The organism is Flavobacterium sp. (genome assembly GCF_046296355.1).
Taxonomy (GTDB): domain Bacteria; phylum Bacteroidota; class Bacteroidia; order Flavobacteriales; family Flavobacteriaceae; genus Flavobacterium.
In genome coordinates this window covers 15,563-41,128 of record NZ_JBKBLM010000021.1, presented here as the reverse complement: position 1 = coordinate 41,128, position 25,566 = coordinate 15,563, and the positions used below count along the sequence as shown (strand labels likewise).

Genomic DNA, 25,566 nt, shown 5'->3' with positions numbered 1-25,566 from the left:
ATTCAAAAATCCAATTTCAAAAAGACTTCATGAAAAAACTTTCGCTACTATTTTTTTTGGTGACAACCCTAGCCACTGCGCAAACCATCCGATTCGAAGGAATCATACAAGACAATACCAAAGCGCCACTAGAAATGGCCAATATCATGGCGATGAACCAAGGCACCAAAGCTATGGACGCTTATGCCATCACCAACGATAAAGGAAAATTTGTTTTAAACCTGAAACCGAATACCACTTACCTGATTAAGTTGAGTTACCTCGGTATGAAAAATAAAGAGATAACCGTTACGACTTTAACAGAAAATATCACCCAAAACATCACCATGGAAAGTGGAGGTATCGAATTAGATGGAGTCGAAATCGTACGCGAAATGCCGGTTTCCATAAAAGGCGACACCATAGTTTACAATGCCGATTCGTTCAAAACCGGTACCGAAAGAAAACTGGAAGATATTCTTAAAAAATTACCCGGAGTTGAAGTCAATGCCGATGGTGAAGTAGAAGTAGAAGGCAAAAAAGTAACCAAATTAATGGTCGAAGGCAAAGATTTTTTTGATGGCGATACCAAGTTGGGTGTAAAAAACATTCCAGCCGATGCCATTGATAAAGTACAGGTTTTGAGAAACTACAACGAAAATTCCATTCTAAAAGGTGTGGAAAACAACCAAGATAACGTAGCGATGAACATCAAATTGAAATCCGGAAAGAAGAACTTCTGGTTTGGTGATGTCACAGCAGCCGGTGGTTTTCGTCCCGAATCAAAATTTGACCGCTACAATATCAATCCGAAATTGTTTTATTACAGTCCGAAATACAGTGTCAATATCATCACCAACTTTAATAATATAGGCGAATTACCACTGACCATTCAGGATTATTTCAAATTCACCGGCGGTTTTAGAAGTATGATGGCCAAAGGCGGTTCGAGTTTCAACGTGTCTTCGAATGATTTAGGAATTTCACTCCTTAGAAACAATCGAGCCAAAGAAATTGAAACCGATTTCGGGGCAACCAATTTCTCGTACAATCCCACCAAATCTTGGACGATAAGCGGATTCGCCATACTGTCTTCTTCGATAACCGATTTGGAAACCGTATCGTCAACTAATTTCTTAGACCCAACGTCTACAGAAGTGGCCTCCACTGAAAACAGAGCTGAAATAGCGCATCAGAAAAGTAATTTAGGTTTGTTCAAACTAAGCTCAAGTTATAAACCGAATGCCAACTTCCAGTTTGATTATGATATTTTGGCCAAATTTTCCAAACAAGAGGAGAACAATTCCTTGTTGAGAGAAACCATCGATGAAGATGATAATTCAACTATAGAAGATATTTTTACCGGCAAAAAGCAAGATCCGGTTACCGTAAATCAGAACTTAAGTTTTTATTATACTGCGGCAGAAAAACACGTTTTTGCTTTTGAAAGCCAGCATTTGTACCAAGATGAAAATCCTTTTTACAACGCCAATTTACAATCTGATCCGTTTACGTCAGTCTTGCCACCGAGCAATATTTTGGGGTATGACACCGCACAAAACAGAACCGATTTAAACCAAAATCGTTTTGTGAAAACCAACAAATTAGACAGTAAGCTCGATTATTATTACATGCTAACGCCAAAAAGCAATATCAATGTGACTTTGGGGAATACCTATTCTAATCAAAGTTTCAACTCGAGCATGTACCAAGTTTTAGACAACGGAAACGTAAATAATTTAAACAATACAACTAATACTAATGATGTCAATTACCGCTTTAATGACGCATTTTTGGGATTGCATTACAAAGTATTGACCGGTAAATTTACGTTTACACCCGGAGTAAGTTTCCACACTTATGCTTTGAACAATGAGCAATTGGGTACGAGTTACAAGCAAAACTTCACTCGAATTTTGCCTGATTTCTTAGCGTTGTACCAAATTAAAAAAGCAGAAACGCTAACCTATAATTTTTCGTTTACCAATAATTTCACCGACATCAATCGCCAAGCTGAAGGTTTTGTCTTGAATAATTACAGTAGTTTGTCAAGCGGAAACAGGACTTTAGAAAATGCTGTTCAACAATCGCACTCTTTGCGTTATTTTAAATACAACATGTTCAATTTTGAAAATATTTCGGCCGCAGTAAGTTACAATCGTACCGTGGATGCCATTAAAACCAGAGCGTTCTTTGACAATGTAAACCAAGTGTCTTCGCCTTTTAACTCTGCGTTTGCCGATGAGACATTGTCGTTCTTCGGAAGTTATGGTCGCTCTTTCTATAAATACTATAAGGCTTCTTTGAATGTTAATTTAAATTGGAGTAAATTCAATAACATTCAAATTGACAGAGCCACATTCCAAGATATTTTGATAACAAATGAAAGTTTTACCCAAACGTACAATCTAAGAGCATCCACTAATTTTAAAAACTTACCGAATATCGAATTAGGTTACAGTTATACCATCAATGATTATCCGAATGATACTTTTTTCACGGATAGACCAACAGTAAAATTGGATTATTTCTTCCTGAAAAGCTTCTCTTTTGTGAGTGAATATGAGTTTTATCACTATTACAACGAAGACAAATCGGTTGAAAATGAATACGATTTTCTTTCGGCGAGTTTGATTTATCAAAAGACCAAAGACAGCAAATGGGAGTATAAAATTTCGGCGACCAATTTACTCAATACAACGTCTTTGAACGACGACAACTTCTCGCAATTTTCTACACGAACTTCGCAATACAGAGTACAACCGCGTTATGTGATGCTAACGTTGAAATACAATTTATAAGCCTTTTACAACTAGGTTTTTAAGCAAGCTTCCGCTATTTTTTGGTGGAAGTTTTTTTTTAGATAATATTTTCAGCAATTGCTCGTTAGTTGTGTGAAATATATTATTTTTAAAAAGTATTACAGTAGCCAATAAAAGCATCATTCATGAAAAAATTTTCTATTTTATTCTTTTTCTCAGTCATTATATTCGGTTATGCCCAAACGCCAATACTTGAGCCGGGCATTTATAAGTCAACCACAAAAGGACAGAAAATTATGTTGAAAATCCTTGATGACAACCAATTTGAAATGGCTGTCTTGTTTGGAAAGTACACGGTTCAAAACGATACCATTACGTTTAAAAATTCGGAATCCAATGAGTCGGGTTTTAAGATTAAAATCAACAAGGATGCGCCTTTTTCGAGTACGTTTAAATTAAAATTTGACAACCAAAATTTAATTTACGCCGGTTACAACATTTACATTGGAACCCAAAAAGACGACCATACTATTGTTGAATACAAGCCACTCAATGACTATTTTCGTAAAAGTGGTTTAAATGACATGTCCAGAAAAAAAGAAGTCAAAATAGATGTTGAAAAGACAAAATATTTATACTTCGTTGAAAACGACAGAAAACGCGGCGCTGTAGTAACCAAATTTCAAATTGACCCAAGTGTGAATGAAATCGAAGTGCAATACGACTATAATCTGTTTCACACTATTGAGTTAAAAGGAATTGTAGACAAAGAAACCAAAAAACTGTCGGTAAGAGAAGGACGCAGAATGAATCCGGCTTTTGATTTTGAGAAAGAAGGAACAACAATAACGTCGGCAAATGAAATCAATCCCATCGATATTGTTAACGAAAAAGATTGGTTGAAAAATAACGGTTTTGAAAATGAAGATGAATTTGACAGCAGTTATTTGGAAAGACGCCAAACCAACACCTATAATTTCAAACTTCCGGTTTTAAAAACCTATACCGAAGCCCTGAAAAGTCTTGAAAAAACACCCGAAAAGTTTTTGGTGATTTCCTTCGACAACCGTAAAAACAGTAAAACAGAATTCACTGAGTTTGTGACCCAAAAAGAGCAAAGATTATCACGTTTTATGCGAACAAAGTATAACGCAGAAAAAGACAATTTTAATTATTACTTGGCTACCGAAAAAGACCAATCGCTACTGCAAAACTTCAAGATTAAAGACAAAACAGCTTTGGTTTTTGTCGATGCCAATGGGGATTTGCTATACCATACACCGGGTACTTTAGATGATAATGCGAGCTTGTTTGAAATGTATTATTCGGTTTATGACGAAGTCAAAAGAGCCAATGCCCATGTGAAATTGGACAAATTGGTGAAAAGCAAAAAAACCACGTTGGCCGAATTCAAAAAGTCATTTGCCGAAATCATCAAAACCAAAAAGAATTTTAATGAGTTTGCTGAAGGTGTTGTAGATACTGTCGCGGTTGAAGAAATTGATACTGCCGCTGCCGTAGTAGAAGAAGAATATTATGAGGAGACTGTAGCCGATACCACTGCAGTTGAAGCAGTTGTGGATGGAATGGATGATTACCTTCATGTTGACAATCCCGAAAATTTGTACAACATAATAACTCCAAAAGAAATTCTAGCCGAGAAGTGGCAACTAATTGTAGATTTCTACACCCGAAAAGAAACTTACGATGAAGAATTTGGGTTGCTTTGTAAAAGAGAATTGCTCAATACAGGATTTCTTTATAAATTATACGGACAACCCAAGTCAATCACCAACACCGATTTTATGATGTTGAATTACTTATTCAAACATTATAAAGAGTTACAAAAAAGGGAAGAAAGCCCAACTGAAAATGAAGAAAGTTATATTTATGGCTTTAGAAATAACAATGCCAACAGAAGTATAGACTCAGTTTTAAGCTCGTTCTTCCAGAATCCTAATTCAGAGTCCATTCCGGTTTCAAAAGCACACCAATTAAAACTGGTGGAGTATTATAAAACTTTTTTGAAAATTTCAGGATTCAATCAAAGCGACTTTAAAAATTATTTGACCAATGTCAAAGAAGCTTATCCTAACGATTACTCCTTGTATTTCAAAGAATACGCCGAATATTTCCAAACAATAGAATCTAAAAACACCAGTTTGTTTGAAACTTTAGACGAAATCTATACCGCTCAAAAAAGCCATCACCGCTCTTGGCTAGGATTTAAAGAAGAGTTTTGTGATTTGGCCAATACCGTGGCTTGGGAAGTGGTAGAGTACAATAATAAGGATGTGAGTATTATTCAAAATGCCATCAAATGGAGTGAAGCCAGTGTAAAAGTCTTTAAAACGGAACACCGATATTTAGACACTTTGGCCCAATTGTATTACAGGAACAACCAAAAAGAACAAGCCTTACTCACCGAGCAAAAAGCGATTGACAATGTGCCGGTTGATGACAAATCCACTTTAAATGAATACAAAGAAGTTTTAGAGCGAATGCAAAACGGAACTTACTAAAAACAAAAACCCCAACTTATCGAGTTGGGGTTTTTCTTTGCGAACTTCGCGTATAACTTTGCGCCTTTGCGGTTAAATCCCGAAAGCCGTTTTCACTTTGTCAACATAATCCAATTTCTCCCAAGTAAACAACTCTACTGTTACTGTTTTTGGAGCGCCATTCGGCAATTGGAAAGTTTTAGTAACCGTTTCCGGTGTTCTTCCCATGTGACCGTAAGCTGCTGTTTCGCTGTAAATTGGGTTTCTCAATTTCAAACGTTGCTCAATAAAGTACGGACGCATATCAAATACGTTTTCAACTATTTTACTAATTTCTCCGTCTGTCAAATTCACTTTTGAAGTGCCGTAAGTTACTACGTTGATTGAAGTTGGTTTTGCTACTCCAATCGCATAAGAAACTTGAACTAGAACTTCATCACACAATCCTGCAGCCACTAAGTTTTTAGCAATGTGACGCGTCGCATAAGCCGCAGAACGGTCTACTTTTGAAGGATCTTTTCCTGAGAATGCACCACCACCGTGAGCGCCTTTTCCACCATAAGTATCAACGATAATTTTTCTTCCTGTCAAGCCTGTATCACCGTGTGGTCCGCCAATAACGAATTTTCCGGTTGGGTTGATGTGGTAAGTAATATTGTCATTGAATAAATGAGCGTATTGTGGGTATTTTGCTTTAATTCTCGGAATCAAAATCGAAATCAAATCGCTTTTAATTTTAGCCAACATTTCTGCTTCCGGACCGAAATCATCGTGTTGTGTTGAAATTACAATCGCGTCAATTCTAACCGGTTTGTTGTCATCAGAATACTCTAAAGTCACTTGCGATTTAGCGTCAGGACGAAGGTATTTGATTTCGTTATTTTCTCTTCTTAAGTTAGCCAATTCGATTAACAAAGCATGAGACAGATCCAAAGCCAATGGCATATAGTTTTCAGTCTCATTTGTTGCGTAACCAAACATCATTCCTTGGTCACCGGCACCTTGCTCTTCTTTACTAGCTCTGTCTACACCTTGGTTAATATCAGCAGATTGTTCGTGAATGGCCGAAAGAATACCACAAGAATCGGCATCAAACATATACTCACTTTTAGTATATCCGATTTTTTTGATTACTTCTCTTGCAATTTGTTGAACGTCAAGATAAGTGCTTGATTTTACTTCACCAGCCAAAATTACCTGACCTGTAGTAACAAGCGTTTCACAAGCCACTTTTGATTCAGCATCAAATGCTAAAAAGTTGTCGATTAACGCATCACTAATTTGGTCTGCAACTTTGTCCGGATGTCCTTCACTAACCGACTCCGACGTAAATAAATAAGCCATAACTATATTTTAGTTTATATTAATTTTTAGTGAAAAAAGAGAAGATTGCTACGAAAGCTAAAGGAGAGTTTCTGCTTTAGCATTTTTTTACGAGGTTGCAATCAGTTCAAATTTTTCCTCTCATTTTTAGATTGCAAATGTATAAAGACTATTTAGAATACAAAAAACTATTTTGCTTTTTTTATTTTTTTTATGATTATTTCAAAATTCTAAATACGTAGTATTTAAATATATATAAACAAACTCCAAATGTTAAATTTTCAAATTTTGTTTGGTCAATTGAAAAAACATTCAGAAGTTTGCCCCAACAAAAAGAAACAAAAATGAAATTTATTATTTGCAATATGTGTCGCATGATGTGGAAAAATTCCGCAGAGGACGCTATTGCATAATTTTAAATTTTTAAAATATATACAATTAAACCTCTGCCAACCGCAGGGGTTTTTTTATTTAAACAAATCCAGAAAAATAATTTAAAGTAATGATCGCAACAGGAAAAAATATGATAATGAACAACCGTATGATGCACATGATGATGTGTTGTTGTATCGACATACCCTATTACCAAAAGCGGAAGACTTAATCGAAGTTTCAATACTTGTTCTTAAAGTCCTTTTGGTAAGCCATCCAAAAGGACTTTTTTTATTCCCAAAAATTAATAATCTAAATATCTAACAATTAAATTTCAAAATCATGAGCACAAAAAAATTCGCAACAAACGCCTTACACGCAGGACACGACGTTACTAAAAACGCAGGAACCAGAGCGGTTCCGATTTACCAAACGACTTCGTATGTATTCAACAATTCTGACCACGCAGCCAATCTTTTTGGTCTAGCCGAAGCCGGATTCATCTACACTCGATTAAACAATCCGACCAACGACATTTTGGAACAACGCTTAGCCGCACTCGAAGGCGGAATCGGAGCCGTAGTTACCGCTTCTGGAACTGCAGCAATTGCTACGAGTTTATTGGTTTTGCTAAAAGCGGGTGACCATATCGTTGCCTCCAACAGTCTTTACGGCGGAACTTACAACTTGTTGAACGTAACTTTACCAAGATTAGGCATCACAACGACTTTCGTTGATCCGTCAAACCCTGAAAACTTTACAAAAGCCGCCCAAGAAAATACCAGAGCGTTTTTCGCTGAAAGTTTGGGTAACCCAAAATTAGATGTACTCGATTTGAAAGCGATTTCGGTTGCAGCCAAAGGGTTTAAAGTACCTTTCATTGTGGACAATACAGTCGCTACGCCCTATTTGTTAAACCCAATTCAGTTCGGAGCTGACATTGTCATTCACTCGTTAACCAAATACATTACCGGAAACGGAACTTCACTTGGAGGCGTTATCATCGATGCTGGAAACTTTGACTGGAGCAACGGGAAATTCCCTGAATTCACCGAACCATCAGCTGGTTACCACGGTTTGAAATACTATGAAGCTTTGGGCGCAGCGTCATTCATAGCCAAAGTAAGAATCGAAGGATTGCGCGATTTCGGAGCATCTTTAAGTCCATTTAACGCGTTCCAAACGATTCAAGGCTTGGAAACTTTGGAAATCAGAATCAAAAAACACAGCGAAAATGCTTTGGCCTTAGCCCAATGGTTGCAAACCCAAGAAGAAGTAGCATGGGTAAATTATCCTGGATTAGAAACTTCTAAATACAAAGCTCTAGCCGATGAATATTTACCGGAAGGCAAAAGTGGCATCGTAACTTTCGGTCTGAAAGGCGGATTTGAAGCAGCCAAGAAAGTAGCTGATGAAACCAAATTGTTCTCGTTACTAGCCAATATTGGAGACACTAAATCCTTAATCATCCATCCGGCAAGCACGACGCACCAACAATTATCTGATGCCGAACAAGAGTCTACCGGAGTAACCAAAGACTTAATCCGTTTGTCTGTTGGTTTAGAAAATATCGACGACTTGAAAGCCGATTTGAAAGAAGCCTTTGTAAAAATTAAAACCCCACAAACCGTATAACATGAGCACAAAAACCGTAAACGTACTAGGCTATGCCAAAAACAGTAACCAATTCGTAGTCAAAGCCCAAAACTTCGACATCAGAATTAGTAAAAATGATCAATTTTCTGAACTGGAAGGACCGAGTCCGATAGAATACATTTTGGCCGGTTATGCCGGTTGCATCAATGCTGTCGTGAAATTGGTAGCCAAAGAACAAGGTATCGATTTAAAATCACTTCAAGTAGAAATCTCCGGAACCTTAAGTTTAGACAAATACCAAGGAAAAATCAGCGATGAAAGAGCCGGATTTAAATCGATAGAAGTAACAGTAAAACCAACATCTGATGCGACTTTGGACCAATTGAAAGATTGGTTAATTACCGTAGAAAACCGTTGCCCGGTTCAGGACAATTTGATCAATCCAACGCCGGTTTCAGTCGTTTTGGTTAAAGAATATGAACCTACAGAAACGATACTGTAAAGAAAAAACCATTGGTTTGGTTTGTTTGTTAAGACTGTCTTCAAAGTTGAGGTTGAAGGCAGTCTTTTAAAAAACTTTAAAAAAATAACATGAAAAAGTTGGAAAAAATAGATTTGTTCAATTTTAGTTTGGAAAACGGAAAACAACGACCTTACCTTCCGTTATTTTATCAAACTTTTGGTCAAGCCATAGGCACTTCGCCAGTTGTTGTAGTCAATCACGCTTTAACCGGAAACTCCAATGTTACGGGAGAAAATGGATGGTGGAACGATTTAATAGGCGAAGAAAAAGTTATCGACACCAATCATTTTACGGTAATTGCTTTCAATATTCCAGGAAATGGCTATGATGACAACTTCGGCAATTTGATTTCCACTTATAAAGATTTTACTATTCGGGATGTTGCCAGAATTTTTTGGGAAGGTTTAGATTTCCTAAAAGCAGAACAAGTTTTTGCGGTTATCGGAGGAAGTTTAGGCGGAGCAGTAGCCTGGGAAATGGCAGTTTTAAAACCGAATGCCGTTCAAAATCTAATCCCAATAGCCACCGATTGGAAAGCCACCGATTGGGTCATCGCCAATGTCTTAATCCAAGACCAAGTATTGAACAATTCTGATGATCCCATTGCAGACGCGAGATTACACGCCATGTTGTTGTACCGAACACCTCAATCCATTAACCAACGTTTTCAAAGAAGCAAATTCAATGATTCTTCAGTGTTTCAAATCGAGAATTGGTTGGCTAATCACGGCGTAAAACTCAAAAACCGCTTTCGGTTATCAGCTTACAAATTGATGAACCATTTGCTCAAAACCAATGATATCACTCGAGACAGAAATGATTTTTTGGCTGTAGCCAAAGATATTCAAGGCAAAATTCACGTGGTTGCAGTAGACACAGATTACTTTTTTATTCCGGATGAAAATCGGGAAACTGTTGAAAACTTAAAACCGATAAAAGACAATGTCTTCTATCACGAAATAAAATCAATACACGGACACGACGCTTTTTTAATTGAATTCGAACAATTAGCCCAAATTTTATCACCCATTTTTAACAAACAAAAACAAGAAACATATGTCAACGCTTAGAATCAATATAGTCCTTTTCGGTATCGGAAATGTCGGTAGCACTTTGGTCAACCAAGTCATCGAAAGTCAAAAATTCTTTCTCGAAAAAAGAAACATCGATTTGAGATTTCCCATCATCACCAATTCCACTTTAGCCTTCTTCGAAAAAGACGGACTCAAAAACCAATGGGAAGCCAATTTCGCCCAATCCGCCATTCCGTTCAGAATCGAAGACATCATCGAATATGTTCAAGAACAACAGTTGGAAAACCTGATAGCTGTTGATGCAACTGCCAGTCAAGACATCATCAAAAATTACATTCCGTTAATCCAAAACGGTTTCAATATCGTCGCCGCCAATAAAAAAGCCAATACGTTACACTTCGATTTCTACAAAGAACTGAGAAGAAATCTAAAGAAACACGACAAAACCTTTTTATACGAAACCAATGTCGGCGCAGGTTTACCAGTCGTTCAAACGATAAACGATTTACACTTTTCGGGTGAAGAAATCACTAAAATCCGTGGCGTATTCTCAGGTTCGCTAAGCTATATCTTCAACCGTTTTTCTGCGGAAGAATTGCCGTTTTCTAAAATTTTACTCGACGCCGAGAAAAAAGGCTTTACCGAACCCGATTCCCGAGACGACTTATCCGGACACGATGTAGCCAGAAAATTATTGATTCTCGCCCGTGAAATCGAACAAGAATTTGAGTTTACCGATATCAAAATCGAATCCCTTTTGCTTCCCAATCTAAATGAAAAAAGCGCCAAATCTGAGTATGCAATCAACAAACAATTGTTTGACAAACCCTTTCAAATTGCCAAAATCACCCAAGCCGACAGTCATGTGCTGCGCTATGTAGGCAAATTAGATGTCAAGAACAAGCAATTAGAAGTTAAACTGGTTTCGGTTCCCAAAAGTTCTCCATTGGGCCAACTCAAAGGCGCCGACAACCTAATCGAAATTTACACTAAATCTTATGGCGAAATCCCAATCGTCATTCAAGGCGCCGGTGCCGGAAAACAAGTCACGGCTCGTGGCGTTTTGACCGACATTCTCAATGTTGCTGAGAAAATTAAAATCAAAGAAGCGATTTGGTTATAAACCGATTCAAATATAACTAGCCAACCATTCACCCCAAAAACCTACAGCGCGAAAACGTTGTAGGTTTTTATTTTTCCAAAACCCTTGCAAATGTGAATTCTGTGTCATTACTTTGCAACGTTCATAAACTTATTGTTCGTTATCACGAAAGCTGGAGGGAATAGACCCGTTGAAAGCTTAGCAACCCTTTGCCAAAAGAAGGTGCTACATTCTATCTCGATTTATCGAGAGCAGATAACCCCGAGAATTCTTCTCACTTTCACGATAACATATAATTTTTTTAGGAGCGAAAGGCTTGCGCTTTTTTGCAGTCCATATTCCCGCTTTTTGCACTGCATGGCAGTCGCGTCAATCGGGGCTAATTAGTAATCTTTGTGTATCTCTGGGTTTCTTCGTGAAACTTCGTGAAATTTAAAAAATATGTCAAAAATACAACAAGCCATCAAAGAAAGAATCCTTGTCCTTGACGGCGCCATGGGAACCATGCTGCAACGCAATAACTTCTCCGAAGAAGACTTCCGAGGCGAGCGTTTCAAAGATTTTCCACATCCGCTAAAAGGCAACAATGATTTGCTTTCCATCACCCAACCCGAAGCGGTAAAACAGGTTCATCGCTTGTATTTCGAAGCCGGTGCTGATATTGTTGAAACTAATACATTTTCAGGAACCACCATCGGGATGGCCGATTACCACTTAGAAGATTTGGTTTACGAACTCAATTACCAATCCGCCAAAATAGCGAGAGAAGTAGCAGACGAGTTTACTGATAGACCACGTTTCGTAGCGGGATCAATCGGACCAACAAACAGAACGGCTTCAATGTCTCCGGATGTAAATGATCCCGGATTCAGAGCCGTAACTTTTGACGATTTGCGCATCGCCTACAAACAACAAGTAGAAGCTTTAATCGACGGCGGTTGTGATGTGCTTTTGGTGGAAACTATTTTCGACACGCTAAACGCCAAAGCGGCTTTATTCGCCATCGAAGAAGTAAAAGAAGAGCGCAATTTAGATATTCCGGTTATGGTTTCAGGAACAATTACCGATGCGTCAGGAAGAACTTTATCAGGACAAACGGTAGAAGCGTTTTTGATTTCAATCGCGCATATTCCTTTATTGAGTATAGGATTTAATTGTGCCCTCGGCGCTGACCAATTAAAACCTTATTTAAAAAGATTAGCACACAATACGACTTTAAATATTTCCGCACATCCTAACGCAGGCTTACCCAATGCTTTCGGCCAATATGACCAAACGCCAGCGGAGATGCAAGCACTGATTAAAGAATATTTACAAGACAATTTAGTCAACATCATAGGCGGCTGTTGCGGTACGACCCCGGAACACATCAAAGCCATCGCCGAAGTTGCTAAAGAATTTCAAGCACGAAATGTTCTCATCCATGCTAATTAAAATCTGTGAAAATCAGTGTAATCCGTGGCTAAAAAACTTTGTGTCTTTGCGCCTTAGCGAGAAAATATAATAAAAATGTCAGAAACAAAATATTTAAAATTATCCGGTTTAGAACCGCTAATCGTTACACCGGAAAGTAATTTCATCAACGTAGGCGAACGAACTAACGTAACCGGTTCACGTAAATTCCTTCGTTTAATTAAAGAGGAAAATTACAACGAGGCTCTTTCGGTTGCTCGCGACCAAGTAGAAGGCGGTGCGCAAATCATCGACGTCAATATGGACGAAGGAATGCTCGATGGGGTTTACGCTATGACCAAATTCCTAAACCTAATTGCCGCCGAACCTGATATTGCTCGAGTTCCGGTGATGATTGACAGCTCCAAATGGGAAATCATCGAAGCCGGTTTGAAAGTCGTGCAAGGAAAAGGTGTCGTAAATTCTATTTCACTAAAGGAAGGAAAAGATGCTTTCATCCATCATGCCAAATTGATTAAAAGATACGGCGCAGCAGTAATCGTAATGGCTTTCGACGAAGATGGTCAAGCTGATAACTATGAAAGAAGAATAGAAATCTGTAAACGCTCGTATGATATTTTAGTCAATGAGGTTCATTTTCCTGCAGAAGACATCATCTTCGACCCGAATATTTTCCCCGTAGCTACGGGAATGGAAGAACACAAACTAAACGCTTTAGATTTCTTCAGAGCGACCAAATGGATACGTGAAAACTTGCCTTATGCCGGCGTTTCCGGTGGTGTGAGTAACGTTTCGTTTTCGTTTCGAGGAAATGACAAAGTGCGTGAAGCGATGCACTCGGCTTTTTTATATCATGCCATAAAAAACGGGATGACAATGGGAATTGTAAATCCGGAAATGCTCGAGATTTATGATGAAATTGACCCAATTTTATTAGAACATGTAGAAGATGTTTTATTAAACAGAAGAGAAGATGCCACGGAAAGATTATTGGATCTAGCCGAAAGTTTCAAAGGCGATTTCAAAGCCAATGAAAAAGCCATTCAAGAATGGAGAAACGCTTCAGTACAAGAAAGATTAACCCATTCGTTAGTCAAAGGAATAGACGAATTTATAGAAATAGATGTCGAAGAAGCACGCCAATTAGCCGAAAAACCCATCGAAGTAATCGAAGTCAATTTGATGGCAGGAATGAATGTAGTAGGTGATTTATTCGGAAGCGGAAAAATGTTCTTGCCTCAAGTAGTAAAATCAGCGCGTGTGATGAAAAAAGCCGTGGCTTATTTGTTGCCTTACATAGAAGCGTCCAAAGACGGAAAATCTTCCTCGGCAGGAAAAGTCTTGATGGCAACGGTAAAAGGCGATGTACATGACATTGGTAAAAATATAGTAGCGGTAGTTCTAGGTTGCAACAACTTCGAAATTATCGATTTAGGCGTAATGGTGCCGCCGGAAAAAATCATTGAAGCTGCCGTTCGCGAGAATGTTGACATCATTGGGTTGAGCGGATTGATTACACCTTCGCTGGATGAAATGGTGTATTTGGCCAAAGAAATGGACAAACTCAACATCAAAATTCCGGTAATGATTGGTGGTGCAACGACTTCGAGAGCGCATACCGCTGTAAAAATAGCACCGGAATATAAGGAAACCGTAGTGCATGTAAACGATGCGTCACGTGCGGTAACCGTAGCGAGTAATTTGTTGCAAGCGGAAACTAAAGTAGCATATGCCAAAACCGTTCGTGCTGAATATGACAAACTCCGAGAAGGTTATTTGAACCGAAGCCGAGATAAAAATTACCATTCGATTGAAGATGCACGTAAGAACAAATTGCAATTGGATTGGGATAATTTCAGTCCGGTAAAACCGAATTTTATCGGAACAAAAACCATTGAAGTGGAATTGTCGCAACTTGTTGATTTTATTGATTGGACGCCTTTTTTCAGTTCGTGGGAATTGTTTGGAAAATATCCGGCGATTTTGACCGATGAGGTTGTAGGTGAACAAGCCACAGCTTTATTTGCCGATGCCCAAAAAATGTTAAACCAAATCGTTTCTGAAAAGTGGTTGACTGCCAAAGGAATCCTTGGAATATATCCTGCGAACCAAGTGAATGATGACGATATTCAGGTTTTGGATGAAAGCGGAAAAGAATTGGTGAAGTTCCTGACTTTACGCCAACAATCTCAAAAAACTGCCGGCGCACCAAACATCGCATTAGCCGATTTCGTAGCCCCAAAAGACAACGGAATACAAGATTATATAGGGTGTTTTTGTGTGACAACCGGATTTGGTGTAGACGAAAAAGCTGCCGAATTTGAAAAACAATTAGACGATTACAACTCGATTTTAGTGAAAGCACTTGGTGACCGATTGGCCGAAGCTTTCGCGGAATATTTACACTTAAAAGTGCGAAAAGAAATTTGGGGTTACGCTTCAGATGAAAGTTTATCAAACCAAGATTTGATTGACGAAGAGTACAAAGGCATCCGTCCGGCGCCGGGTTATCCTGCTTGTCCTGACCATTTGGAGAAACCAACAATTTGGAAACTTCTAAACGTGGAACAAGAAATAGGTGTGAAACTGACTGAAAGTATGGCGATGTGGCCGGCGTCTTCGGTTTCGGGCTATTATTTTGCGAATCCGGAAAGCAAGTATTTCGGACTCGGAAAAATAAAAGAAGACCAAGTTATAGATTACGCCAAAAGAAGAGGAATTAGTACAGAAGTTGCCACTAAGTGGTTAAGCCCAAATATTGCAGATTAAAAAGTTCTAGGTTGTAAGTTCTAGGTTAGAAACTTACAACATACAACTCACAACATACAACCAAAAAATTATGAAAGTAACCCAACATATCCAAAACGCCAACGGTAAACCGTTATTCTCTTTCGAGATTTTACCGCCATTGAAAGGGCAAAACATCCAGTCGATTTTTGACAGTATTGATCCGTTGATGGAGTTCAATCCGCCGTTTATTGATGTGACTTACCATCGTGAGGAATACGAATACAAAGAACTGCCAAGCGGTTTGTTGCAAAAGAAAGTGGTCAAAAAACGCCCGGGAACGGTTGGAATTTGTGCCGGAATTCAGAACAAATACAATGTCGATGCGATTCCGCATATATTGTGTGGTGGTTTCACCAAAGAAGACACCGAGAACTTGTTGATTGACTTGGATTTTCTCGGAATCGATAACGTTGTCGCACTTCGCGGCGATGCTTTGAAAACCGAAACCTATTTTCATCCTGAGAAAGACGGAAATATGTATGCTACCGAGTTGGTAACCCAAATCAGCAATTTGAACAACGGGATTTATTTGGATGAAGATTTGAAAAATTCGGCGCAGACTAATTTCTGTATTGGTGTTGCGGGTTATCCTGAGAAACACATGGAAGCGCCGAGTTTGGACAGCGATATCCATTTCTTAAAACAAAAAATCAAAAACGGAGCGGAATACATTATTACGCAAATGTTTTTTGACAATAAAAAATTCTTTGATTTTGTGGACAAATGTCGCGCTGCCGGAATCACAGTTCCTATTATTCCGGGTTTGAAACCGATTGCGACTAAGAAGCAATTGAATTTGATTCCGCACCGATTCAGTTTAGAATTGCCAGATGATTTAATCATGGCAGTGGTAAAGGCGAAAGACAACGATGAGGTAAAAGAAATTGGAATTGAATGGTGTACACAGCAAAGTAAGGAACTTGTTGCTGCCGGAATTCCGGTGTTGCATTACTATTCTATGGGGAAAGCAGAGAATATTAAGGCGATAGCGAAACAGGTTTTTTAAACTGATTTTACAAAAGACCAATCCTATTTAGCCCCGATTGCAGTGGAAATAAAAAACCTTCAATTGAAGGTTTTTTTATTGTAACGAAAAGCGGGAATCTAGCCAACAAAAATGTCCAAGCCATTCGCTCCAGATTTCTCCTTTGTCGAAATGACAATTAGGTATTCTATTAATTATATTCCATTATATTTGTGCGTTTTAAATTTTAGGATGAAGAAGATTTACCTGTTTTTATTATTGTTTGCCATTTCGGGTTTTGCTCAAAATGCTAATCCTTTTGCTATTGAAGCGGCTGTTTTAAGGGGAAATATTTTACCACATACGGAAGATATGTACCATTTGGTCAACGGTCATCCGAAAGGTTTTATGGTGTCGTTGGTCAATAGAACGGATGGTTCTAAAGAGTGGCATCGCGCTTACAATTACCCCGATTATGGCGGATATTTTTTGTATCAGGATTTTAAAAGTGAGGCTTTAGGACAAAATTACGCCGTTGGCGCTTTGTACAATTTTTACTTTTGGAAAAGACGTTTGCAACTGAAATTATCCCAAGGAATTGCCTACACCACCAATCCGTATGACAAAGTCGAGAACAGCAGGAACAAGGCATTTGGGAGTAAATTCATGGGCAATACCAATATTGGTTTGGCCTATGACCATCAAAATTTGTTTAAAAACATAGGATTTCAAGCCGGACTTTTATTCACGCATTATTCCAACGGCAGGGTGAAATCGCCTAATAGCGGCATTAATACTTATGTGCTGAATCTTGGGGTAAGTTATAATTTTGCTGATGATTTGAAACGTGAAGTCGATACTACAACGGTTCAGAAAAGTTATAAAGAACCGATACATTATAATTTTGTTCTCCGAACTGGAATTAACGAAAATCCGATTATCAGAAGTGGGCAATTTCCTTTTTACCACATTGGTTTTTATGCCGATAAACGTTTGAATCGAAAGTCGGCTTTGCAGTTGGGTGCCGAATTGTTTTTGACCAATTCTATTCAGGAGTATATCAAATATTATTCGGTAGCTTATCCGGAGGACAATATTGATGCCAATACGGATTACAAAAGAATCGGAATTTTTATTGGGCACGAGTTGCTGATTAATCGCATTTCGCTCGAAGCCCAAATAGGATATTATGCTTACCAACCGTTTAAAAAGGACATTCCGATTTATGATAGGGTTGGGATAAAATATTATTTCACCAAGAAAATCTTTGGCGGATTTACTATCAAAACGCATTTGTTTTTGGCTGAAGCTTTAGAATTTGGCATTGGTTACCGATTATAAAAAGTAGCATCATGAAAAAAATTTCCTTATTGATTGTATTGTTTTGGATACTCAACGCTTGTGAAAAACCAAGTGATTGTGTAGAAAGTACGGGCACTATCATTACCAAAGAAGTGGAAGTGCAAGCTTTCAAAAAAATCAAAGTATATCGAGGCATTGAAGTGGTTATCACACAAGGTTTGGAGCACAAAGTGGAAATTGTAGCCGGAGAGAATTTTATTGGTAATGTACAAGTGATTCAAAACGGAGACCAACTGATTTTTAAAGACGACAGTAGCTGCAATTGGGTTCGTTCTTATGGTACGATTAAGATTTTGGTAACCACGCCAACCTTGGAAGAAGTCTATTCAAAAACCGATAGAAACATCAGCTCGAATGGGGTTTTGACTTTTCCTGTTTTGAGGTTAAAGGCTTTTGATAAAGATGGTGATGGAGAAAGTGGTGCCGGAACGGGAGATTTTCATATCGCCGTTAACAATGGCCAGTTAGTGATAGAAAACAACAATGTATCACGATACTATATTTCAGGACAGACAGAAGAAGGCCTTTTTAATTTCTATTTTGGCGATGGAAGAATTGAAGCCGAGAATTTAATTGCGCAAAATATAAAAGTGTTTCACCGCGGTTCCAATGATATGGTGGTAAATCCAATTCAAAGCATTACAGGAACGATGAACAGCACCGGAAATATTATCTTAAAAAACGTTCCGCCAATTGTTGATGTTGCCGAATTGTACCAAGGGAATGTGATTTATCCTTAATTTGCTGAACACTAGCAACTGAACACTGAACACTATTTCTTAGTCTTCTCCCTAAAAATCTGCTCCAAATTCTTATTTTTCAAGCTGATTTGAAGTGTTTTCAATCCGTTGTCATGAGCAAAGTCGAATACTTTCGGGCGCATGTCTTCTTCGGTGTTGAAGGTTAGTAACCAAAGGTTATCACCACTATTTTTGTAGGTTTTGATGTTGGCTAAATTGGCCAATAAAGCTGCGTCAATGGCTTTGTCAAATTCGACTTCGATGATTTGCTCTTTTTCTTCAGAAACCAGTTTGTCCAGTTTTTTATCGGTTACTATTTTGCCATGGTCAATGATGATTACGCGGTCGCAAATGGCTTCTACTTCTTGCATGATGTGCGTGGAAAGAAAAACCGTTTTGTCTTTCCCTACATTCTTTATCACATTTCTGATTTCAACTAATTGGTTTGGGTCTAATCCGGTGGTTGGTTCATCCAAAATCAAAACATCGGGATTGTGTAAAAGCGCTGTCGCTAAACCTACACGCTGGCGGAAACCTTTAGACAATTGTCCGATTTTTTTATGACTTTCCGGCGTTAAACCGGTCAATTCAATTACTTCTTCGATACGCGATTTGGCGACTTTATACACATCAGCATTGAAAGCTAAATATTCGCGAACGTATAAATCCAAGTATAACGGATTGTGTTCGGGTAAATACCCAACGGATTTTTGCACCAAGATTTGTGCTTCGTTTACATCATTGCCGTTTACCGCAGCCGTACCTTCATCGGCGTTGATATAAGTCGTTAAGATTTTCATCAAGGTTGATTTTCCGGCACCATTCGGACCCAAAAAACCTACGATTTCTCCTTTTTTAATGGAAAACGAAACATTATCTAATGCTTTTTGGGCACCGTAACTTTTGGAAATATTTTGAACTTCTATCGACATAAACGTAATATTTGGAGCAAATGTAAAGAGAAAAAAAACAGCAACTAATTTTTTTTGATGAGATTAACTTTCTTTTTCAAACCAAATTTAGATTCCTATATTTACCATTCTAATAAATTTAAAATCGATGAAAAAGTATCTTTTAGTCCTTCTTGCGTGTGGATTTTTGGGTCAAGCCCAAAATAAACCGGTTATCTCCAAAGCGGAAGTAGTCCGAATTGAAACCGAATTGGCTTCAGACAAAATGCAAGGCAGAAAAGTTTTTACCGCCGGAATCGACTCGGCCTCTGTTTTTATAGAGAAGGAATTTGCTAAAATTGGACTCGATTATTACGAAGGATTAACCAGTTACAAGCAAGAGTTTAAAGCCAGAGGCAGAGTAGCTAACAATGTAATTGGCGTATTAAAAGGCAAATCAAAACCGGAGGAATTTGTGGTTTTTTCGGCACATTATGATCATTTAGGAACCACAAGTGGTGGCAATGATACTATTTATAATGGTGCCAATGATGATGCTTCGGGAACAACAGCGGTGATTGCTTTGGCACAATATTTTAAAGAATTGAATCAAAACGAACGCACGATTATATTTGTAGCTTTCACTGCGGAAGAAGTTGGTGGATATGGTGCTGGCTATTTTTCCAAAAACATCAATCCCGATAAAGTAGTGGCGATGTTTAATATTGAAATGATAGGAACAGAAAGTAAGTGGAACAAAAACTCCGCTTACATTACCGGATTTGATAAATCAGATTTCGGGACCATTTTGCAAAAGAATTTGAAAGGCACGAATTTTAATTTCTACGAAGATCCATATCCTACAGAACAACTTTTTTACCGTTCGGATAATGCGAGGTTAGCAGCGGTTGGCGTTCCGGCGCATACGATTTCGACCTCAAAGATGGATTCCGAAACCAATTACCATCAATTAAGCGATGAGGTTTCGACTTTGGATTTAGACAACATGACCGAAATCATCAAAGCGATTGCGCTCAGTTCGGAAACTATTGTCAACGGAAAAGATACACCAACACGAATTGAAAAACTAAAACGCAATTAATTTTACGAAAACGATTCCGCAACTTTTTTTACCAAGTCTTGTAAAACCTACACTTTAATTTTTTACTTTAGCCAAAGAACAAAACACAAAATGGTACAAAACGCTACATATTATAACAATTCTTTTTATTTCTTCTGGAAAAGAAACGGGATTGTCGTGTAGTTATATCAATTAAATTCAATTAACTAAAAATACAATCCCGATGCAAATCGGGATTTTTTTTTTTTGACTCTATGGAAACAAAAATCGCTATTCAAGGTATTAAAGGCTCTTTTCACCACCAAGTCGCGCAGGAATATTTTCAGCAGGTAAATGATTTAGATGAATGCATGTCGTTTGATGATTTGGTGAAAAGTTTGGTGAACAATTGTTCGCAGAAAGGCGTGATGGCGTTGGAGAATTCTATCGCCGGTTCGATTATTCCGAATTACGCCTTAATTGACCGAAACAATCTGCACATTATTGGCGAGCATTATCTCGACATTCACATGAATTTAATGGTGTTAAAAGGCCAAAAAATTGAAGACATCAAAGAAGTGCATTCGCATCCGATTGCGTTGTTGCAATGTGCCGTTTTCTTTAGCCAATATCCGCACATCAAATTGGTTGAAAGTGGCGATACTGCCGAAACTGCGCGCCGAATTCAAGAACAAAAACTCACCGGAATAGGCGCTGTTGCCGCTCCAATAGCCGCTAAGTTGTATGATTTAGAAATATTGGCTGCCGGCATTCACACCGTGCAAAGTAACAAAACTCGATTTGTGATTGTAAAAACCACTAATAAAGAATTCCCGAAAGAGGAAATCAATAAAGCCTCAATTAAATTTGAATTGGATGACACTCCGGGAAGTTTGGCCACGGTTTTAAATGTAATGAACAACTGCAAACTGAACCTAACCAAAATCCAATCGATGCCAATTATAGAAACGCCTTTTCAGTATTCTTTTTTTGTGGATGTGATTTTTGAAAAGTACAAACATTACGAAAAAGCCAAAAATATTTTAGCCCTAATGACCACGCATTTCAAAGTGTTGGGTGAATACAAAAGAGGAACACCATGATAACAACCGCCAACCGATTAAACAGCGTTCAAGAATATTACTTCTCCAGAAAATTACGGGAAGTACGCCAACTCATAGCCGAAGGAAAACCGGTAATCAACATGGGCATAGGTAGTCCCGATTTGGCGCCCGACAAAACCGTCATGGAAGCCATGAGCCAAGCCATGTATGACGACAAAGCCCACGAATACCAAAGTTATCAAGGCTTGCCCGAATTGCGAAAAGGCATGGCCGATTTTTATGCGAATCAGTTTGGGGTGAATTTGGATTTCAATAAGGAGATTTTACCGTTAATGGGTTCCAAAGAAGGAATCATGCACATTTCACTGGCTTTTTTAAACGAAGGCGATGAGGTTTTGATTCCCAATCCGGGATATCCGACTTATGCTTCGGTAACCGAATTGGTCCAAGCCAAAGCATTGAATTACGATTTAATAGCCGCCAACGATTGGCAACCCGATTTTGAAAAATTAGAGCAAAAAGATTTGTCTAAAGTCAAGCTCATGTGGGTTTCATATCCGCACATGCCAACGGGAGCGAATGGCACAAGTGCGTTATTTGAAAAACTGATTGCCTTTGGAAAAAAACACCATATTTTAATCGTCAATGATAATCCGTATAGTTTTGTGTTGAATGATAATCCGATTTCGATTTTGCAGATTGACGGTGCCAAAGACATCGCTTTAGAATTGAATTCCTTATCCAAGACCTACAATATGGCGGGTTGGCGTGTGGGAATGGTTATGGGAAATTCAAAACTGATTGATGCGGTGTTGAAAGTCAAAAGCAACATGGACAGCGGGATGTTTTACGGGATTCAGAAAGGTGCGATTGAAGCTTTGAAATTGGGCAAAGATTGGTTTGGCAAGCAAAACGAAATTTACACCAAACGCCGAAATCTAATCTTCCAATTGGCTGAAAAGCTGGATTGTACTTTCGATAAAAATAGTGTCGGTTTGTTTGTTTGGGCCAAATTGCCCGAAGGTATTTCAGCCGAAGCCTTCATCGATAAGGTTTTAATCGAGAAACATATTTTCATCACACCCGGAATTATTTTTGGTAGCAATGGCGAAGGCTATATCCGATTTTCGCTTTGCGTTACCGAAGAAAAAATTGAAGAAGCAATTGCCCGATTTTAAACTAAAAGAAATTAATTTTACAAAAGATAAAACGCTATGAATATTACAGCAGACAACAGAAAGTGGTTAGATGATTTCAAATTGAATCATCCCTTGGTAATTGCCGGTCCATGTAGTGCGGAAACCGAAGAACAAGTGTTGAAGATTGCCCACGAATTGAAAGATTCTGACGTGTCCATCTATCGTGCGGGAATTTGGAAACCCAGAACGCGTCCGGGAGGATTTGAAGGTGTTGGAGCCATCGGTTTAAAATGGTTACAAAAAGCCAAAGCGGAAACTGGTTTGTTAATGGCGACCGAAGTGGCCAATGCAGCTCATGTAAAATTGGCCTTGGAACACGATATCGATGTGCTTTGGATTGGAGCAAGAACAACCGTAAACCCTTTTGCCGTTCAGGAAATCGCCGATGCTTTGGAAGGAACTGATAAAATTGTTTTGGTGAAAAATCCGGTGAACCCTGATCTGGCGCTATGGATTGGCGGTGTGGAAAGATTGTACAACGCAGGCATCAAAAAACTGGGCGTTATCCACAGAGGTTTTTCGACTTATGACAAAACCAAATACAGAAATATCCCCGAATGGCAATTGGCTATCGAATTACAAAGCCGTTTTCCCGATATGCCTTTGATTTGTGACCCGTCGCATATTACCGGAAGACGCGATATGATTCAGGAAGTGTCGCAGCAAGCTTTGGATTTGAATTATGATGGCTTAATAATAGAAACCCATATCGATCCTGATAATGCTTGGAGCGATGCGGCCCAACAAGTAACACCTAAGGTTTTAAAACAAATTTTTGAAGATTTGAGAATCCGTAAAGTAACTGATGATGCCGATGATTACAACAATCGTTTGGCCAGATTCCGTATCGATATTGATGAATATGACGGAAAATTACTGGAGATTTTAGGCAAAAGAATGAAAGTCGCCGACAAAATCGGAGCGTTAAAAAAAGAAAAAAACGTGGCGGTTTTGCAGAATAAACGTTGGAACGAAATCTTAGGAAAAATGATTTTAGACGGAGAAGAAAAAGGCTTGAGTGAGGAGTTTATCTTAAAGATTTTCAAGGCAATTCACCAAGAAAGTATTACACATCAGGAGAAAGTCATTAATAATTAATTTGCCTTCGTTAAGTTAAAAAGAAAGCCTGTCAGCATTTTGGCCGGTTTTTTTTGTATCATTGCGCCACAATAAAAACAATCTCTAATTTTAAAACAACCAAAATGAAACAAACCTTTTTAGGTTTTGTCTTTTTTGTTTGCAGTTGCATAAGCTTGAATGCACAAAACAAAATTGACAAAATCAACATGACTTACGGTGAAGAATTGCCGGAAGACAAACAAAAAATCGTAAAGATTATTGGGGAAAGCGGTAATAAAATTTACGCCCTCGGATTCAAAGAAAAGGATGATTATTTCCTGAAAATATTTGAATCAAAAACCATGAAAATCATTTCGTCTAATCCTATTGTCATTCCACAAATCAGCGATAAAGAGGTTGACTTTGAAGATATTTTTTTATTAAACGGGAAGCTTTTCGCCATAGGAAGTGTTTACAACAAAAAAGAAAAAATTTTCAATCTTATCGGAACTGAAATTTCAGAAAAAGGGGTTTTGAGCAAAACAACCGTGACCTTATTCAATTCTGAAGTGGCTAAAAAGTCAGAGCGTGGCGGATTTTATTTTAAACAATCTCCTGATGAAGGTGCGTTATTAATCATGCATACGTCTCGTTTTCCAAAAGAAGACGCCATTAAGTATGAAGTTAAATTGTTTGACGACAAATTAGCCACTCTTTTCAGCAGTGAGGAGAAAGTGAAATTTGACGACAGCAAGAAAGATTATGAGTTTACTATCTCTGATTTTGAATTGAATTTTCAAGATGACGTGTTCTTAGTAATCAATGAAAGCTACCGTGATTCTAAAAAGAAAGAGCAAGTGGAAAAATTCCAAATCCACGCTTTCAAAAAAGCCAACAACTATGTAAAAGAAGTAGTAGATATCAATATCAAAGGCAAAGAAATCATCAACTGTAAGATGATGTCAACCAACAAAAATACACTTCAATTGGTTGGATTTTACTCTAGTGTTCGCGACAACGGAAAAGCCAATAAGGAATTAAAAGGCGTTTATAATGCGACTATTAATTTGGCCACGAATGTAAATGACAACTTAAAATTCAATGAGTTTGATTATGCTACCAAAGTAAAATTATTGGGTGAAAGAAGAGCCAAAAAAGGAAAAGACTTAAAACCTTTATATAGCATCACAACCTTAATTGAAAAGAATGACGGCGGTATCATCGTCTTGTCTGAATTACAGTTTGTTTATGTTGGACAAAGCTCAGGTATCGGACCATTGGCTTTTACTCCGGTAACTTATACTAAAAACGAAATTATCGTTACTTGTCTTAAACCGGATGGTTCATTAGATTGGAGTAATGTATTACCAAAAGAACAATCGGCTACGGTAACGACTATGTCGTTTGCCTTTGGAGCTATTGGTGGTAATGGAAACTTTTCAGTAGGTATGGCCTTGGCTATTCCTTTGGCACAAATGGGTAAAGGACCTGAATATTTAGGAGCCATTCCGATATATAAAGATGGTGTTTTGAATTTGCTTTTCAATGATAATGTTAAAAATAAAGGCGTTACCGATATTGAAGAAATCAAATCATTAGGCAATTACAACAATGCAGTTCCATCACTTTTCATCTTTGATGCTAAAGGACAAATCACCAGAAAAGATCCGGAAGAAGTAATTAAGAACGAATTGGTTTTGCGTCCGGGTATTTATTACCGCAAAAATCAAAATGAGTTTATCATTTATTCCTCGAGAAGAAAATTAGACAAACTGGGACGTATGATTCTAGAGGACTAAAACCTAAAGGCTGTGATTTTTTCACAGCCTTTTT

At 38.1% G+C, this 25,566-nt stretch carries 18 protein-coding genes and 1 riboswitch; of the genes, 16 read left to right on the top strand and 2 right to left on the bottom strand.

Going from position 1 to position 25,566, the window contains the following annotated elements; all coding sequences use genetic code 11:
* The first annotated feature begins 29 nt into the window (after positions 1-29).
* Complete coding sequence (locus ACK4HO_RS09350) at positions 30-2,780, top strand: carboxypeptidase-like regulatory domain-containing protein (RefSeq protein ID WP_409665168.1); 2,751 nt, start codon at positions 30-32, stop codon at positions 2,778-2,780.
* 146 nt (positions 2,781-2,926) lie between these two features.
* Positions 2,927-5,263, top strand: a complete 2,337-nt coding sequence (locus ACK4HO_RS09345) for a hypothetical protein (protein WP_409665166.1) — start codon at positions 2,927-2,929, stop codon at positions 5,261-5,263.
* A gap of 72 nt (positions 5,264-5,335) precedes the next feature.
* On the opposite strand, the gene metK is transcribed toward ACK4HO_RS09345, so the two are convergent.
* Positions 5,336-6,586: a methionine adenosyltransferase gene (gene metK / locus ACK4HO_RS09340; protein WP_187659553.1), complete on the bottom strand. Its 1,251-nt coding sequence runs from the start codon at positions 6,584-6,586 to the stop codon at positions 5,336-5,338.
* A 693-nt stretch (positions 6,587-7,279) separates the two neighbouring features.
* Here metK and ACK4HO_RS09335 point away from each other — a divergent pair.
* The 9 genes from ACK4HO_RS09335 (at position 7,280) to ACK4HO_RS09295 (ending at position 18,461) form a co-directional block, all read left to right on the top strand.
* Positions 7,280-8,572: an O-acetylhomoserine aminocarboxypropyltransferase/cysteine synthase family protein gene (locus tag ACK4HO_RS09335; protein WP_409665164.1), complete on the top strand. Its 1,293-nt coding sequence runs from the start codon at positions 7,280-7,282 to the stop codon at positions 8,570-8,572.
* Between the two features lies 1 nt (position 8,573).
* Entirely contained in the window at positions 8,574-9,035 is a 462-nt protein-coding gene (locus ACK4HO_RS09330; RefSeq protein WP_409665162.1) for an OsmC family protein, read from the top strand.
* An 89-nt stretch (positions 9,036-9,124) separates the two neighbouring features.
* A complete protein-coding gene (locus ACK4HO_RS09325; protein ID WP_409665160.1) occupies positions 9,125-10,126 on the top strand; it encodes an alpha/beta fold hydrolase in 1,002 nt (333 codons plus the stop codon).
* Positions 10,113-11,213: an aspartate kinase gene (locus ACK4HO_RS09320; RefSeq protein ID WP_409665158.1), complete on the top strand. Its 1,101-nt coding sequence runs from the start codon at positions 10,113-10,115 to the stop codon at positions 11,211-11,213. The genes ACK4HO_RS09325 and ACK4HO_RS09320 overlap by 14 nt, the downstream gene beginning before the upstream one ends.
* A 136-nt stretch (positions 11,214-11,349) precedes the next feature.
* Positions 11,350-11,454, top strand: a riboswitch (SAM riboswitch).
* A 179-nt stretch (positions 11,455-11,633) separates the two neighbouring features.
* Positions 11,634-12,626, top strand: a complete 993-nt coding sequence (locus tag ACK4HO_RS09315; protein WP_409665156.1) for a homocysteine S-methyltransferase family protein — start codon at positions 11,634-11,636, stop codon at positions 12,624-12,626.
* A 75-nt stretch (positions 12,627-12,701) separates the two neighbouring features.
* Positions 12,702-15,374 carry a methionine synthase gene (gene metH / locus ACK4HO_RS09310; RefSeq protein WP_409665154.1) on the top strand — a complete coding sequence of 891 codons (2,673 nt, stop codon included), beginning with the start codon at positions 12,702-12,704 and terminating at the stop codon, positions 15,372-15,374.
* 70 nt (positions 15,375-15,444) lie between these two features.
* The gene (gene metF / locus ACK4HO_RS09305) at positions 15,445-16,401 is read left to right on the top strand and encodes a methylenetetrahydrofolate reductase [NAD(P)H] (protein WP_409665152.1); all 957 of its coding nucleotides are present in this window, start codon (positions 15,445-15,447) and stop codon (positions 16,399-16,401) included.
* A gap of 210 nt (positions 16,402-16,611) precedes the next feature.
* Positions 16,612-17,700: an acyloxyacyl hydrolase gene (locus tag ACK4HO_RS09300; protein ID WP_409665150.1), complete on the top strand. Its 1,089-nt coding sequence runs from the start codon at positions 16,612-16,614 to the stop codon at positions 17,698-17,700.
* An 11-nt stretch (positions 17,701-17,711) separates the two neighbouring features.
* Positions 17,712-18,461, top strand: a complete 750-nt coding sequence (locus tag ACK4HO_RS09295) for a head GIN domain-containing protein (protein ID WP_409665149.1) — start codon at positions 17,712-17,714, stop codon at positions 18,459-18,461.
* Between the two features lie 32 nt (positions 18,462-18,493).
* Here the strand turns inward: ACK4HO_RS09295 and gldA are convergent, their stop codons facing one another.
* Positions 18,494-19,393 (bottom strand): gliding motility-associated ABC transporter ATP-binding subunit GldA, encoded by a 900-nt coding sequence (gene gldA / locus ACK4HO_RS09290; protein ID WP_409665147.1) that lies wholly within the window; start codon positions 19,391-19,393, stop codon positions 18,494-18,496.
* 127 nt (positions 19,394-19,520) lie between these two features.
* Between gldA and ACK4HO_RS09285 the strand changes: the two genes are divergently transcribed.
* The 5 genes from ACK4HO_RS09285 to ACK4HO_RS09265 all read left to right on the top strand — a co-directional run bounded on the left by ACK4HO_RS09285 (position 19,521) and on the right by ACK4HO_RS09265 (position 25,532).
* A complete protein-coding gene (locus ACK4HO_RS09285; protein WP_409665145.1) occupies positions 19,521-20,453 on the top strand; it encodes a M20/M25/M40 family metallo-hydrolase in 933 nt (310 codons plus the stop codon).
* Positions 20,454-20,686: 233 nt separating this feature from the next.
* On the top strand, positions 20,687-21,514 hold the full coding sequence (locus ACK4HO_RS09280) for a prephenate dehydratase (protein WP_409665143.1): 828 nt from the start codon (positions 20,687-20,689) through the stop codon (positions 21,512-21,514).
* On the top strand, positions 21,511-22,653 hold the full coding sequence (locus tag ACK4HO_RS09275) for a pyridoxal phosphate-dependent aminotransferase (RefSeq protein WP_409665141.1): 1,143 nt from the start codon (positions 21,511-21,513) through the stop codon (positions 22,651-22,653). The genes ACK4HO_RS09280 and ACK4HO_RS09275 overlap by 4 nt, the downstream gene beginning before the upstream one ends.
* A 36-nt stretch (positions 22,654-22,689) precedes the next feature.
* Entirely contained in the window at positions 22,690-23,772 is a 1,083-nt protein-coding gene (locus tag ACK4HO_RS09270; RefSeq protein ID WP_409665139.1) for a chorismate mutase, read from the top strand.
* A 104-nt stretch (positions 23,773-23,876) separates the two neighbouring features.
* Positions 23,877-25,532 (top strand): hypothetical protein, encoded by a 1,656-nt coding sequence (locus tag ACK4HO_RS09265; RefSeq protein ID WP_409665137.1) that lies wholly within the window; start codon positions 23,877-23,879, stop codon positions 25,530-25,532.
* The last annotated feature ends 34 nt before the right edge of the window (positions 25,533-25,566 follow it).